Here is a 14,689-nt window from a genome sequence, read left to right as displayed (position 1 = left end):
TCCTCATATACATATAATTAAGGAGGTTGTACGGTGAAATCGACAATTCAATTCTTCTTTAAACTCATTTATGTACCTATACTTGTGCTGGTCTTCATCTTTTGCTTAATTGGGATCATCATTACGATGCAAGTGACGATTGATTCTTATAGTATTCAAAGAACAATCGGTTCAATGAATACTGAGCAATTATTTGCTCAATTTCTTCAGTCGGAAAATCAATATTTTTATCAAGATACTGAAAAACAATTCATGGATGCTTCCAATATTTCTACTCTGGCTATACAGCTTGCTACAAGTATTAAACCAACTGATGCAAGAACATTTTTAGGGAATGAATTACCGGGGATGAGGCTGTATGATACTGAAATTGCAGTTGCAGGAGAAGGAACAGATTTAACTAATATCCCATTTGAATCACCACCACCAACAGAAGTTCTCTTAAAGGAAAGGAAAGTAGCAGAAGAAAAATTGGCAGGTAGAGAATTGGAGCAAGAAGAACCTGTTACAAATCCTGAGAATAAAACAGTATTTATTTATCAAAGTCATAGTTGGGAGTCTTTTTTACCTTTATTAAAGGGAGCTACACAACCTAATGATGCAATAAGCTCAGATGAAAGAGCAAATGTGATTGGACTCGGAAGCCGATTAGCTCAAAATTTAATGAAAGAAGGAATTGGTGTAGAGCATGACAAAACAAATATGACACAGGAACTACATAGCAAGGGATGGAGCTCAACAAAAGCATATACACTTTCAGGTGGTATCGTTGATGAAGCAGCATCAACACAGGAGAATGACTTTGTCTACTATTTGGATTTACATCGTGATTCTGCTCGTAAAGAAATTACAACTAAAACGATTAATGGAGAAAGTTATGCAAGACTCTATTTTGTTGTGGGAAAAGAAAATAAAAATTATCAGGAGAACCTTGATTTTGCAAAAGAAATTCACCAAAAATTAGAGAGGAAGTTCCCGGGTATCAGTCGAGGAGTGTTCTTAAAAACAAAAAGTGAAGGCAATGGTGTTTATAATCAAGATGTATCAAATAAAGCGTTACTAGTTGAAATAGGAGGGGTAGACAATCATTTAGATGAATTAGAACGAACAATTGATGCATTTGCAGAAGTGTATGCAGAATTTATTCGCAATGAGCAAAAAGCGAAAGAGGTGAACTCACAGTAAAACAAGCCGAAATTCGATTCGGCTTGTTTGTTTAGTAATATTTAATGTTTCCATCCCCAGTTGTTTTATTCCAGGTTTTTCGCATGAAAAAACAAATTATGCCTATTATGGCTGCAACCAAAATACTAACAAAAAAACCAGGTCTGATAGCTTTTTCAAGTAAAGTTCCACTGATTGCTGCAAGGATCAATACCAGTCCAAGAATGGCGAGCAGCTTGTTCCAAATCTTGAGCTCCAAAAGTTTAAAAGAAGAACACACGATAAACAGCCAATTATATAAAAGCAGAATTCCAGCTGCTGTTGTGATGTATTCATAAATTTTACCAGGAAGCAATAATGCTGTAATAATAGAAGCGCTAAGCCCAATTGTAGCAAGACCTAAAGAAGGTAAAGGCAAGCTTTTGAAATTTAGTTTCTTTGAAAACAGTGCTGGTGCATCTCCATCATTTGCCAGGGTGACAAGTAAATTCGTTACCCCGTACAATGCAGCCGTCATTGTGGAAAATCCGGCAATAATAATCGCTCCATTAAACACATGAGGGAAAAATGGAAGGTTAAAATTTGCTAGTGCTGTTACAAAAGGGCTTTCCTTATCATGAAACGCATCAATCCCTGTTAAGGAGACAGCAAGTCCGAGAGACAATACATAAACCGTTGTTAAGCTGATAAGCATAAACGTTCCTGCTTTTGGAGCATCATCTTTATTTTTTAATTGCATGGCCATAATTCCGATAACTTCTATTCCTCCATATGCATAAAAAGCATAAATGAGAGATGAGTAAAAACCGCGAAATCCCTCAGGAAAAAGCTCACCAAGTTTTAGAGGTACTCCTGGTGGTTTCGTACCATCACCGTTGATCCAGCCAAACAGTGCGGCAAAAGCGAGGACAATAAACATAAGGATTGCCGCAAATTTCATAATGGCAAATAAATTTTCCATCTTATCAAAGCCTTTTGTTCCTGTAATCACAACTAGAATTGAGAGAATTGCATATCCAGCGGCAAATATCCACAACGGAACATTAGGGAACCAAAACTGTGATAGAATGGCCAAAGCTGTTAATTGACTTCCCATCACTAGAATATTGGAACACCAATAGTTCCATCCGCATCCAAACGCTGCCCATTTTCCAAAAGCTTTACCAGCGTAATAACAAAATGACCCTTCTTGAGGATCCTGTGCTGTCATTTTGGCTAAAACATTATATACAATATAAGTGCCCAAAGCAGCTAGTAAAAAGGAAAAAACGATTGAAGGTCCGGCAATACTTACTCCAATTGCAGATCCAAGAAAATATCCTGTCCCTATCGTACATCCGATCCCAATTAAAGAAAGCTGCCACCAATGTAAATCACCTTGTGTTGATTTTTTCTTTTGTCCTGTATTACTCATCCATAAAACCTCCTCGAACTTCCCTACGCTTATTGTTGGATAGGATGGGTTTGATTATGTAAAGCAAGAGAAAAATTCGATCATGTGGTGATCAAGATAGAGGGAGGGGCTCACTCAACATCTCTTAAAAAGGTAACTCCCCTAAAAAGTCCCCCTTATAGGGGGAAGCAAAAAAACTATGTTTAAACGAATGAATTGAACGAAAATCCATCGATAGACGAAATTTTCCCCCGCCACCATGTTCCATTTGTACGTGTAATTTCATGTTGGTTAGTTACATATTTTGCATTCTTTAAATGAATAAAGGTAAAAGAATTTTCATTTTCTTTCGATTCCTTTTCTGCTTCTTGTTGTTTCTGTTTTGCATACTCTTCTTTTAAATCATGAAATTTTTTTGAGATGATTTTAGACATTGTGCTATCCTCAAAGTTTTTTGATGCTTCTGTAACTCCTTCATAGTAGGCTGTAGCACCAATTAATGTTCCAGATATAATTGAACCATTTACTGAAAGTGTTATATCTACTTCAATTCCATCTTGTTCAACTAAATCTAAAAACATTAACATGATTGCATCATTTGTACTCATTTGTGTTTGTTCTTTTGCCATTACCTAACACCTCTGATCAATAATATTGGTATAGTTATCATGCCCTTAATTTTTAAGTTAAACATCAAATATTTTTTAAAACAGAAAGAGTAAATATTCACTCATAGTGGACAACTTTTTTCATATAATGTACAAGTCCATTAAAAGGAGAGAAGGATATTTGAGTATTAGCATTTTGGTCGGTTATATTTTCTTAGGGTTATCACTTGCTGCTCCAATTGGGCCCGTCAATTCGGCTCGTCTTGATAAAGGAATTAAAAATGGATTCTGGCATGCGTGGATTGTAGGAGCAGGATCAATGATAGCAGATGCTATTTTTATGCTGTTTGTTTACTTAGGAATGGTGAATTTTTTAGATATTCCCTTTGTGCAAATCTTTTTATGGTTGTTTGGAGGATTTATTCTTTTATATTCAGGATTTGAAAGTATTTTAGGGGTTAATCGCGTTAATCTTACATACAGCAGAAAAAAAGATTCACTGAGTAAATGTTTTTTTACTGGATTTATGATGTCGATAACAAGTCCTTTATCCATTTTATTTTGGCTCGGGATATATGGTTCAGTTTTGGCGAAAACAGCACAAGAAAGCGGTACAAGCCAGCTGCTTATTTATAGTTGTATGATCTTTGTCGGCCTTACGTTATGGGATATATTTGTTGCGGGACTAACAACAGGCTTTCGAAAATTTTTAAATGATACAAGCTTAAAAATCATATCCATTATTTCAGGATTATCTTTGTTAGGGTTTGGTGGATATTTTGGATATCAAGGCTTAAAAGCCTTATTTGGTTTTTAATGAAGACGATTGAAAAATCGTCTATTTTTCTTTTTCTAGACCAAAAAACTATGGTACGATCAAAATAATCAAAAAATTCAGGAGAGTACTTATGGAGAAAATGATTGAGTTAGATCAGGTTTCATTAAAAAGAAATGGACAGTGGATATTGCAAAATATCAATTGGCACATTAACCAACATGAGAATTGGGTGTTATATGGATTGAATGGGGCTGGGAAAACGGCACTATTAAACATGCTATGTGCTTATTATTTTCCAACACAAGGTTCTATAAAGGTATTGGATAAGGTCTTTGGCCGCGATTATTTAGCAGAAAAGCTTCGCCAAAAGATTGGTCTCGTTTCTTCTAGACTCCAACAAAAATTCTATCCTTCTGACAGTGCTTTTGAAATTGTATTAAGTGGAGCTTATGCATCAATCGGCTTATATGAAAAACCGACGGAAGAAATAAGAGAAAAAGCAATTCGATTATTAGAGGAACTACATTGTCTTCCTTATGCTGATCGGGCATATGAAACTCTTTCCCAAGGAGAGAGACAAAGGGTACTTATTGCCCGCGCACTAATGGCAGACCCTGAATTACTCATACTTGATGAGCCGACTACAGGGTTGGATTTTTTAGCCCGTGAGCAGTTATTGGACGCATTAACTCACCTATCAGAAAAGAGCATTGCGCCAACTCTTCTTTATGTTACACACCATGTAGAAGAAATTTTACCAATCTTTACACACACACTATTATTAAAAAATGGTCAGGTATTTGATTCTGGTCTCACAAAAGATATGCTTTCAGATGAGAAGCTTACAGAGCTTTTTGAATGTAAAGTATCAGTTACATGGGAAAATGGCCGGGCTACTTTAAGAAGGAAATAAATATTGACTAAATCTGCTTTTTTCAAGAGGATCTTACCCTTAAGATCATTTCATTTCACGTGAGGACCGATAAAAAATATTTTTTGGTGATAGAGGGTTCTCAGGACACAGCATAGATCTTTCGGTCATTTAATAAAATGGGGAGTATGGAGCGATTCACTCCATAGTTTGGCTGGAATAGAGGTGGTTTCATGTGATATTAAAAACGTTTGAAACGAAGCAAATGCTTGAAGCCATTCTAAGTAGTATAGATGAAGCCATTCATGCCGTAAATGACGAAGGAATAACGATATTTTATAATCAGGTGGCTGCAAAACACGATGGAGTTGATATTGATGAAGTTCTTGGTAGGCACGTCTTAGATGTGTTTCCTTCATTAAGTAAACAAACAAGCACTTTATTAAAGGTTATTGAAACAGGAAGACCTATTTATCAGCAATCCCAAACCTATAAAAATAATAAAGGATTGCTAATAGATACAGTTAATACGACACTGCCAATTAAAGTTGGTGATAAAATAGTTGGAGCAATCGAGATTGCAAAGGACATTACAAAGGTTAAGCAGCTATCACAAAAGCTCCTTGAGCTTCAGGGAAAAGTGAATGGACAACAATCTAAGCCTGTAAAAAATACAGGTGCAAAGTACAAATGGGATGATATTATTACTGCTTCGGATGCCATGAAAGATGTCATTACTCTTGCCAAAAAAGCAGGGGATAGTTCATCACCTGTGATGATATTTGGAGAAACAGGTACCGGAAAAGAATTGCTTGTCCAATCTATCCATCAAGCATCCTCAAGAAAAAATGGTCCATTCATAGCCCAAAACTGTTCATCTTTGCCAGACTCTTTACTTGAAAGCATCTTATTTGGCACCAAAAAAGGCAGTTTTACCGGATCAGTTGATCGAGCGGGATTATTCGAATTGGCTCACGGTGGAACATTATTTCTAGATGAAATTCACACAATGCCACTCGAATTTCAAACAAAGCTTTTGCGTGTATTGGAAGATGGCATCATACGACGAGTAGGCGGAACAGACTCATATGCAGTTGATGTACGAATTATCGTGGCTATGAATGAACATCCTTCCACACTCATAGATAAGAAGGTTTTGCGTACAGATTTATATTACCGACTAAATGTGTTTTTTCTGGAGCTTCCACCACTACGAGATCGTAAGGGTGATATAGCTTTACTAACACATCACTTTATTCAAAAATATAACTATCTTTTTAACAAGCTTGTGATAAGTGTTGAAGATCATGTATTAGATGCATTAAATCAACATGATTGGCCAGGGAATGTAAGAGAACTCGAACATACGATTGAGTTTGCAATGAATATGGTTGAAAAAGAAGATTTATTAACTGTTAGACATTTACCTTCATTTATTAAAAAAGAAAAATTAATGGAGAAAGTAAGTATTCAACCTTTGAAGGAAATCGTAGAACAAACCGAAAAAAATATGATTAAACAGGCATTAAACACAACTAACGGTAATGTTCTAAAGGCATCAATACTTCTGGAAATTCCCAGACAAACATTACAATATAAAATGAAGAAATACGAGCTTTTATAAAAGGTTTTAGTTGAAGGAAAGGGAGGGATCCAGAGATGGCGAAACCTTATAAGACCCTAAAATTGTCAACTTCTGATTATCAACTTGAGCTCTTTCTGGATTATTTTAACAAAAGAATTAGAATTGATCATTACCGGGGAAATATGACACAAATTTTACAGGAGATTCGTCATATTTCTAATGAAGATTTCTGTGAAAAAGTACTATTTTATTCACATCCCGAGCATTGGCAAAAATTATTAAGTCATGGATATGAACTCGAAGGAGTGATTCCTGGATATTTTAGTGGGGCTCACAATTATGTTATGACTTTATATACCAAAAACGAAAGAAGAACAAGTCAATACTGGGTAAAAGAAAATGAAATTCTTCAGGATATTAAAAATAAAGGGCCTATCATGAATGATAAGTTAGTACCTACTGATTATAGTTTCCGGAAAGCTGAAGTAGGTGATACCAGGCAGCTTGCTGAATTATACGGAAAGGTTTTTCAAGTTTATCCAACACCAATGAATGATCCAAAATATGTTGAAAGTATGATTAAAGGTGGGACTTATTTTTACCTTGTTGAGTATCATAATGAAATTGTTAGTGCTGCCTCTGCTGATGTGAACACTATGTATCATAACGCCGAGCTTACAGATTGTGCGACAATACCAGCTCACCGCAAACATGGGCTAATGAAAAAGCTGCTGATGTATTTAGAACAAGATTTAAGGGGAAATGGAATTTATTATGCTTACTCTTTGGCAAGAGCTTTATCATTCGGGATGAATTATGCTTTTTATCAACTTGGATATCAATATCATGGAAGACTCATAAATAATTGCTATATATTCGATAAGCTTGAAGATATGAATATTTGGGGAAAGGATTTATCATCTTAGCAAATATAGGTGCCAAATTTTCTTCATGCTGCCGAAAATTCAGCGGTTGCAATCTACCAATTGCTGCTGAAATTTTGGCAAATATTCGATTCGAACTTGCTCTTTCAATCTTCTCATAAAAACATATGGTCCATTTTTATTACTTTTTTGCATAAAAATAACCATGAATACCGAAAAATTTATAACGGTCACCCTTCACTTTTGTTTTTGGCATAGAAGTTGCATATCTATTGTTGATAGCAAAAGTAAGGGGGAAATGATCATGTTATATGATTTATATAAACCAAAGCGTCATTGGAAGGACATTGAGCTGTGGAAGGATGTACCGGAAGAAAAATGGAATGATTGGATTTGGCAATTAACTAATACCATTCGTACACTTGATGATTTGAAAAAAGTCATTGATCTTACTCCTGAAGAAGAAGAAGGAGTTAAAATATCCACGAAAACAATCCCATTAAATATTACTCCATATTATGCTGCCCTTATGAACCCTACTGATATAAGATGTCCTATTCGGATGCAATCTGTCCCTATTGGTGAAGAAATTCATAAAACGAGATATGACCTAGAAGATCCTTTAGAAGAGGATGAAGATTCACCTGTAGCCGGGTTAACCCACCGTTATCCCGATCGCGTTCTTTTCCTCGTAACCAATCAATGCTCAATGTATTGCCGTTATTGTACTCGTCGAAGATTTTCAGGACAAATCGGCATGGGTGTACCGAAAAAGCAATTAGATGCGGCAATTGAATATATCCGACATACACCTGAGGTACGTGACGTCCTGCTCTCGGGCGGTGATGGCTTACTAATAAATGACAATATACTGGAATATATATTAAAAAATTTACGAGAAATTCCCCATGTAGAAATTATTCGAATTGGTACGAGAGCTCCTGTTGTGTTTCCACAACGAATTACAGAAAATCTCTGCACAATATTAAAAAAGTATCATCCAGTTTGGCTGAATACTCATTTCAATACATCAATCGAAATTACTGAAGAATCAAAGCGAGCATGTGAGATGTTGGTTAATGCCGGTGTCCCAGTTGGCAATCAGGCTGTTATTTTAGCTGGTATTAATGACAGTGTACCGATTATGAAAAAGCTTATGCATGATTTAGTTAAAATCAGAGTTCGTCCTTATTATATTTATCAATGCGACCTTTCGGAGGGAATTGGTCATTTCCGGGCACCTATATCAAAAGGACTGGAAATTATAGAAGGGCTACGTGGACATACGAGTGGATATGCTGTACCAACCTTTGTTGTGGATGCTCCTGGTGGAGGTGGAAAAATCACATTGCAGCCAAACTATTTAATTTCACAAAGTCCAACAAAAACAGTACTGCGAAATTTTGAAGGAGTGATTACAACATATCCTGAACCGGAAAATTATATTGCAGGCCGGGCTGATGATTATTTTAGAGAAATTTATTCTGACCATGATTTAAAGCCTTCAAAAACAGGGATTACATCATTATTAAATGATGAACAATTTAACCTTGTCCCGAATTCACTGGAGCGTTATAACCGCAGACAAAGCTTTCAACAAAACCCTGCATATTCAACATTAAAAGATAAGCGTGAAAAACGTGATGAATTAAAGGAAAAGAAATTTTTGGCACAGCAAAAGAAGACGGCTCAGGATGAAACGTGAGGTGAAATCTTTACAGATGAAATGTGAATGGTGTGAAGCTGAAGGAGCCAAGGAGAAGGCATGTACGGTTTACTGGGAGTTGCCGGATGGAACAAGAGCGATTGAAATAACTAACACACCTGGTGTCTATTGTTCATTATGTGGGATGGAATATCAAACAGAGAAAACCATTGAAGAGCTTGAAGACCACCTTATGTTAATAGATACAAAGAGACTTAAACATACAATTGAATTTGATGTCTTAATGTCACAGCCTAGATTACTAAAAAAGAATTACTTTAAATTTTAAGCTTGTCAGCAAGAGAGTGAGGCGATTGTATGAATCGATCTTTGTTAATCAAGCCGAGTATGAAGGAAAGTTATCCTACTGTGACACATGGTGAAGGAATCTATTTGTATGACAAGGATGGCAAGCGGTATATAGATGGATCTTCCGGAGCAGTGACAACAAGTATTGGTCATGGAGTATCAGAGATAATAGAGGCTATGCATGAGCAAGCAAACAAAGTTTCATTTGTTTATCGCTCACAGTTCACATCAGAACCGGCAGAAAAGCTTGCGGTAAAATTAAATGAACTTTTGAATGCTGATGAGGATTATTGGTCTTTTTTTGTGAATAGCGGGTCGGAAGCTACAGAAACAGCGATGAAAATTGCGATTCAACACTGGCAGGAGCAAGGGCATTTTAAGAAAAATAAAATATTGTCCAGATGGGTGAGTTACCATGGAATTACACTTGGTGCTTTATCAATGTCTGGACATGTGAGCCGTCGTGAACGATTTGTATCTATACTTGAAGATTATCCCGCAGTCTCAGCACCATACTGCTATCAATGCTCTTTAAAGAAAACATATCCCTCTTGTCAGCTAGCCTGTGCAAATGAAATTGAAACTGCGATAAAAAGAATTGGTCCCGGGCAGATCGCGGCATTTATTGCGGAACCGATTATTGGGGCGGCAGGTGGTGTGATCATTCCTCCGGATGGATATTATCAGCAAGTTAAAGAAATTTGTAACAAGTACGACATCCTCTTTATTGCCGATGAAGTTATGACCGGAATAGGGCGAACAGGTGAAATGTTTGGTTTACATCATTGGGAAGTGCAAGCGGATATTGTCGCTATGGGGAAGGGAATGAGTGCAGGCTATACAGCTATCGCGGCCACTTTAGTTAGTGAAAAAGTAATGAAACCAATTCTGCAAGGATCAAACTCTGTCATGAGCGGTCATACGTATAGTGCAAATCCTCAATCTGCTGCTACAGCCTTGGCTGTTCTTCGATACATTGAAAAATATCAATTAGTTCAAAATGTGAAAGTTCAGGGAGAGTATTTGCTTCAGAAGCTACTTTTTGAGTTAGGAGAGTTGCAGATTATAGGGGATATTCGTGGAATAGGTCTTATGATTGGTGTTGAATTTGTTTCCGATAAGTCTACAAAACGACCATTTGATAAAAAGCTCTTGATAACAAATAAGATCGTAGAAAAGGCAAGAGAAAAAGGCTTGCTCATTTATCCATCCTCAGCCGGCCAAGAAGGTGCTCATGGTGATGCCATCATTATTTCACCACCGTTTATTATTACAAAAAGTCAAATGGATGAACTTGTTTCTATTTTGAAAGAAGTAGTTTTAGAGATTCAAAAAGAAGTAGGGGGTGTCGGACATGGCGGAACAATCACACCGGATGAAAAGAATGAATAAAGTAGGTACGTTAGATGAAGCTTTATCCTATATTCATAGTGGCTGTTCCCTCATGTTTGGAGGCTTTGGTGGTGTTGGCAATCCTCCAACCTTAATTAATGGCATACTTCAGAAAGGGATAAAGGATTTAACCTTAATTGGAAATGATGCAGGTTTTCCTACAATTGGGATTGGGAAAGTGGTTAGTCAGGGAAAAGCTAAAAAGTTAATCGTTTCTCATATTGGTTCAAATCCTATTGCAGGTCAACTCATGATGGAGGGGAAAATGGAAGTGGAGTTTTCACCACAAGGAACACTCGCTGAGCGGATTCGTGCAGGGGGAGTTGGTCTAGCGGGAATTTTAACAGACATAGGGCTTGATAGTATGATCGAAAAAGGAAAGCAAAAAATTTCAGTCGACGGAAAAGAATTATTAGTAGAAACGGCACTAACTGCCGATATTTCCATTGTCTATGCAAAAAAAGCCGATACTTTTGGAAACGTACTTTATGAAACGAGTGCAAGAAACACAAATCCTTTAGTAGCTATGGCCGGTCAGTATACGATTGTTGAAGCAGAAGAAATTGTGGAGCTTGGTGAACTAGATCCGGAGCATATTATAACATCGGGTATTTATGTGGATATGGTGATAAAAAGTCAGGGGATTGATTGGAAATGGGCCTGGGAATAATAGGGAGAGTGATGGAACTGTGAATTCACTTGATGAACGGAACCGCTTGGCAAAGCGGGCAGCTCAGGAAATTAAAGAGGGTATGATTGTCAATTTAGGGATAGGTATCCCGTCACTTGTACCGAATCATCTACCACCGCACCTCCAAGTTATGTTTCATGCGGAAAATGGAATTCTTGGCATAGGTGGATCACCAGAAAAGGGTATGGAAAATCCAACTTTATGTAATGCAGGAGGCTTTCCGGTTACCATTGTTTCAGGAGCTTCCTATTTTGATAGTTCAACAGCTTTTGGTATGATTCGGTCAGGATATTTAGATATGACCATTTTAGGAGGACTGGAAGTTAGTAAGAAAGGTGATTTAGCTAACTGGATTGTCCCTGGAAAAAGAGTTCCTGGAATTGGTGGAGCAATGGAACTTGCCAAAAAGGCGAAGCGTGTCATTGTATTAATGAATCATTGTAATAAAAAAGGTGAATCAAAAATTGTAAAAGAATGCACTTTGCCATTAACGGCTAAAGAGTGTGTCAGCTTAATTATTACCGAAATGGGAGTAATGGAAGTAACGGAACGAGGGTTACTATTAACAGAAGTCATGGCTCCATTTACAGTACACGATGTAATATCAAAAACAAATGCACCTTTGCAAATCTCAGACGAAATAAAGGTTATTGGTATATAAAAGAGATGGGGGATGAAGGGTGACAGATGAAAAACATATGCTAGGAGAACAAATTCATCACTGGCTGCAACATAACCGTAACCATGGAATAGAATTGCTGCAAAAGCTCGTTCAAGCCGACAGTACACAAGGAAATGAGCAATATGCACAAACCATTGTTATTGAAAAACTTAGGAAGATTGGGTTAAAGGTGGAAGTATGGGAGCCTGATGGGAAATTTCTAGCTACACATCCGTACTTTGCTTCACCCAGGAAGGATTTTAAAGGCAGTCCCAATGTTGTCGGTATATTAAAAGGCACGGGAGAGGGACGCTCAATTATATTAAATGGTCATATTGATGTTGTACCTGAGGGAGATCATGCACAGTGGGATCATCAACCATATAGCGGGAAAGTGATAGCAGGAAAACTTTACGGACGTGGTGCAACAGATATGAAGGGTGGAAATGTTTCTCTCCTTTTAGCTTTATCAGCCATTCGTGCTCTTGGAATACCTTTAAAAGGCGATGTTATATTTCAGAGTGTCATTGAAGAAGAAAGTGGAGGGGCTGGCACACTTGCTGCTATTTTAAAGGGATATAAAGCGGATGCAGCGATTATTCCGGAACCGACTAATATGAAAATTTTTCCAAAACAACAAGGGTCTATGTGGTTTAGGTTAACTGTCAAGGGAAGATCTGCACATGGGGGAACACGTTACGAGGGAGTTAGTGCAATTGAGAAAGCTATGCTTGTTGTGGATCATATAAGAGAGTTGGAGAAACGAAGAAATGAGAGAATACATGATCCTCTATATGAAAAAATTCCAATCCCGATTCCAATTAATATCGGAAAGATAGATGGAGGTGATTGGCCGTCGTCTGTTGCTGACCTTGTAAAATTAGAAGGAAGAATGGGCATTTCTCCAGATGAAACAATGAATCATGCTAAGATGGAACTAGAGACCTGGATCAAGGAGCTTAAAAATATTGATCAATGGTTTAATGATTACCCGGTTTCACTCGAATGGTTTGGTGCACGGTGGGTACCAGGTTCGGTAGACCTTAGTCATGAAATGATTAAAACATTATCAGCTAGTTACTCTGAAGTAATAGGGAAAGAGCCTGTCATTGAAGCATCACCATGGGGGACTGATGGTGGTTTGTTAACACAGGTAGGGTCAACTCCGACAATTGTCTTCGGACCTGGTGTGACAGAAAAAGCCCATTTTCCAAATGAATATATTGAAATAGACAAAGTGTTTGAAGCAGCAGAAATTATTGCATTAACGGTTGTTGACTGGTGTGGAGTAGAGCGTTAGTAAAAAAACATTTTATAGAGGCGGACTGTACAGGTCGGTCTCTTGAATTTTTAATAAACATGGACTTGTTGAATTTGCTCTTCTTGTCAATCATTAATAATGAACTACATGAATTTGTCAAAAATATCCTGTGGTATCCCCTCCTTTTCCCTTTGGTGAAAGGTATAATGATAAGTAAAGGAGGGTGTATCTGATGAGTATTATATCCAAAAGAAGTTTGATCATATTTAGTTTTTTATTGTTTTTCATTATTGCCTCCAATACAATTCTTTACCGTGTACCCATTGTGCAACCGCTTCCTGATGGGATTGCTTTGGCAACTTTATTTGATTGTATGATTGTCATTCCTCTTTTAACATATCTATTCATTCTTAGAAAGCGCTACTCTTTAAAATATATACTTCCAGTTGCATTAGCGGGTTATGGTGTAGCACTTCTCATTGTCCCAAATGGTTTCTTGTCATCATATTCATTTATCAAATATATTCTCTTTGCGGGAGAGGGGGCATTTATTCTTCTTGAATTGTTTATTGTCTATAAAATTGTGACCAAATTTCACTCTATCATTAAGGGCTTAAAACTAGGTAAATCGACAGAAATTCCTGTATTTTCATATAGATTTGAAACTGAACTGAAAAGAAAGTTAAAGCCATCTCGTTTTTTAGATGTCATTACATCTGAGTTAACAATGTTCTATTATAGCTTCTTTACCTGGAATAAAAAGGGGCAACTGAATGTTAATGATTCAAACATGTTTACCTATCATAAAAAAACCAGTGCTATTGCTTTCTCAGTCATGCTAATTCATGCTCTAATACTTGAATCGGTAGGGTTTCATTTTTTGCTGCATTCTTGGAATGAAATGATAAGCTACGTTTTGCTAGGGATGAATCTTTATACGCTTGTTTTTATAATTGCTGATATTCAAGCTATTCGACTCAGTCCGATTGTACTAACAAAAAATCTTCTTTATATACAGGTTGGGATTAAAGCGAAGTTGGTCGTACCATTTGAAGAGATAAAGGAGATTAGTTATTATAAAGGTCCTGAGAAGTTGTCAAAAGAAGAAAGCAAACAAGTATTTGATGCAGTATTAGCAGATTTCATGAAGGAAAAACCTATATTTGTCATTGAATTTTATCAACCCCAAGAAGTAGGCTTTATGTACGGTTTTAAGAAACAAGTAACAAAAGTTCATCTTTCACCAGATGAACCGGAAAAGTTTTATCAAATGCTAGTAACGAGAATGGGAGATTTGGGATAAATCAAAGGGACTGTCTAAAAAAGAGGCCGTTGAAAAGAGGGGAATAGATAATGTTCTAATCCCTTTTGTTAACAGTTCCTTTTA

Annotated in this window: 14 protein-coding genes; 12 read left to right on the top strand and 2 right to left on the bottom strand. The window is 36.9% G+C overall.

Translation table 11 applies throughout. From position 1 onward, the window contains the following. Window positions 1-33: 33 nt before the first annotated feature. The gene (gene spoIIP / locus AC0L8O_RS15180) at window positions 34-1,185 is read left to right on the top strand and encodes a stage II sporulation protein P (protein WP_473443443.1); all 1,152 of its coding nucleotides are present in this window, start codon (window positions 34-36) and stop codon (window positions 1,183-1,185) included. Window positions 1,186-1,216: 31 nt separating this feature from the next. Here the strand turns inward: spoIIP and AC0L8O_RS15175 are convergent, their stop codons facing one another. Beyond that, window positions 1,217-2,578 (bottom strand): amino acid permease, encoded by a 1,362-nt coding sequence (locus AC0L8O_RS15175; protein WP_473443441.1) that lies wholly within the window; start codon window positions 2,576-2,578, stop codon window positions 1,217-1,219. A 182-nt stretch (window positions 2,579-2,760) separates the two neighbouring features. Then, complete coding sequence (gene gvpU, locus AC0L8O_RS15170) at window positions 2,761-3,186, bottom strand: gas vesicle accessory protein GvpU (protein WP_473443439.1); 426 nt, start codon at window positions 3,184-3,186, stop codon at window positions 2,761-2,763. A 160-nt stretch (window positions 3,187-3,346) separates the two neighbouring features. On the opposite strand from gvpU, the gene AC0L8O_RS15165 reads away from it, so the two are divergent. From AC0L8O_RS15165 to AC0L8O_RS15115, 11 genes are all read left to right on the top strand, one after another. Continuing rightward, the gene (locus tag AC0L8O_RS15165) at window positions 3,347-3,982 is read left to right on the top strand and encodes a LysE family transporter (RefSeq protein ID WP_473443437.1); all 636 of its coding nucleotides are present in this window, start codon (window positions 3,347-3,349) and stop codon (window positions 3,980-3,982) included. A 100-nt stretch (window positions 3,983-4,082) separates the two neighbouring features. Continuing rightward, entirely contained in the window at window positions 4,083-4,856 is a 774-nt protein-coding gene (locus AC0L8O_RS15160) for an ABC transporter ATP-binding protein (RefSeq protein WP_473448921.1), read from the top strand. Between the two features lie 193 nt (window positions 4,857-5,049). Then, a complete protein-coding gene (locus tag AC0L8O_RS15155; protein ID WP_473443436.1) occupies window positions 5,050-6,438 on the top strand; it encodes a sigma-54 interaction domain-containing protein in 1,389 nt (462 codons plus the stop codon). Window positions 6,439-6,473: 35 nt separating this feature from the next. Beyond that, window positions 6,474-7,325 (top strand): putative beta-lysine N-acetyltransferase, encoded by an 852-nt coding sequence (ablB, locus tag AC0L8O_RS15150; protein ID WP_473443434.1) that lies wholly within the window; start codon window positions 6,474-6,476, stop codon window positions 7,323-7,325. Window positions 7,326-7,587: 262 nt separating this feature from the next. Then, entirely contained in the window at window positions 7,588-8,988 is a 1,401-nt protein-coding gene (kamA, locus tag AC0L8O_RS15145) for a lysine 2,3-aminomutase (protein ID WP_473443432.1), read from the top strand. 16 nt (window positions 8,989-9,004) lie between these two features. Next, window positions 9,005-9,277 carry a YokU family protein gene (locus AC0L8O_RS15140; RefSeq protein ID WP_473448919.1) on the top strand — a complete coding sequence of 91 codons (273 nt, stop codon included), beginning with the start codon at window positions 9,005-9,007 and terminating at the stop codon, window positions 9,275-9,277. A gap of 29 nt (window positions 9,278-9,306) precedes the next feature. Further along, a complete protein-coding gene (locus AC0L8O_RS15135; protein WP_473443430.1) occupies window positions 9,307-10,689 on the top strand; it encodes an aspartate aminotransferase family protein in 1,383 nt (460 codons plus the stop codon). Continuing rightward, window positions 10,652-11,359 (top strand): CoA transferase subunit A, encoded by a 708-nt coding sequence (locus AC0L8O_RS15130; RefSeq protein WP_051475737.1) that lies wholly within the window; start codon window positions 10,652-10,654, stop codon window positions 11,357-11,359. The genes AC0L8O_RS15135 and AC0L8O_RS15130 overlap by 38 nt, the downstream gene beginning before the upstream one ends. Before the next feature lie 82 nt (window positions 11,360-11,441). Beyond that, the gene (locus AC0L8O_RS15125) at window positions 11,442-12,041 is read left to right on the top strand and encodes a 3-oxoacid CoA-transferase subunit B (RefSeq protein ID WP_473448917.1); all 600 of its coding nucleotides are present in this window, start codon (window positions 11,442-11,444) and stop codon (window positions 12,039-12,041) included. 37 nt (window positions 12,042-12,078) lie between these two features. Beyond that, on the top strand, window positions 12,079-13,341 hold the full coding sequence (locus AC0L8O_RS15120) for a peptidase (protein ID WP_473448915.1): 1,263 nt from the start codon (window positions 12,079-12,081) through the stop codon (window positions 13,339-13,341). A gap of 193 nt (window positions 13,342-13,534) precedes the next feature. Then, entirely contained in the window at window positions 13,535-14,605 is a 1,071-nt protein-coding gene (locus AC0L8O_RS15115) for a hypothetical protein (protein WP_473443428.1), read from the top strand. Window positions 14,606-14,689 lie beyond the last annotated feature (84 nt).

The organism is Metabacillus sp. KJ11-3, from assembly GCF_055808295.1.
The sequence above is the reverse complement of the archived record's forward strand: the minus strand, read 5'-3'. Positions and strand labels throughout refer to the sequence as shown.

What these genes read in the sequence shown, in the direction of transcription:
- gvpU (WP_473443439.1), bottom strand. Translation starts at nt 3,186, where the DNA reads ATGGCAAAAGAACAAACACAAATGAGTACAAATGATGCAATCATGTTA.
- kamA (WP_473443432.1), top strand. Translation starts at nt 7,588, where the DNA reads ATGTTATATGATTTATATAAACCAAAGCGTCATTGGAAGGACATTGAG.
- AC0L8O_RS15115 (WP_473443428.1), top strand. Translation starts at nt 13,535, where the DNA reads ATGAGTATTATATCCAAAAGAAGTTTGATCATATTTAGTTTTTTATTG.
- AC0L8O_RS15160 (WP_473448921.1), top strand. Translation starts at nt 4,083, where the DNA reads ATGATTGAGTTAGATCAGGTTTCATTAAAAAGAAATGGACAGTGGATA.
- AC0L8O_RS15135 (WP_473443430.1), top strand. Translation starts at nt 9,307, where the DNA reads ATGAATCGATCTTTGTTAATCAAGCCGAGTATGAAGGAAAGTTATCCT.
- AC0L8O_RS15175 (WP_473443441.1), bottom strand. Translation starts at nt 2,578, where the DNA reads ATGAGTAATACAGGACAAAAGAAAAAATCAACACAAGGTGATTTACAT.
- AC0L8O_RS15125 (WP_473448917.1), top strand. Translation starts at nt 11,442, where the DNA reads ATGATTGTCAATTTAGGGATAGGTATCCCGTCACTTGTACCGAATCAT.
- ablB (WP_473443434.1), top strand. Translation starts at nt 6,474, where the DNA reads ATGGCGAAACCTTATAAGACCCTAAAATTGTCAACTTCTGATTATCAA.
- AC0L8O_RS15130 (WP_051475737.1), top strand. Translation starts at nt 10,652, where the DNA reads ATGGCGGAACAATCACACCGGATGAAAAGAATGAATAAAGTAGGTACG.
- AC0L8O_RS15140 (WP_473448919.1), top strand. Translation starts at nt 9,005, where the DNA reads ATGAAATGTGAATGGTGTGAAGCTGAAGGAGCCAAGGAGAAGGCATGT.
- AC0L8O_RS15120 (WP_473448915.1), top strand. Translation starts at nt 12,079, where the DNA reads ATGCTAGGAGAACAAATTCATCACTGGCTGCAACATAACCGTAACCAT.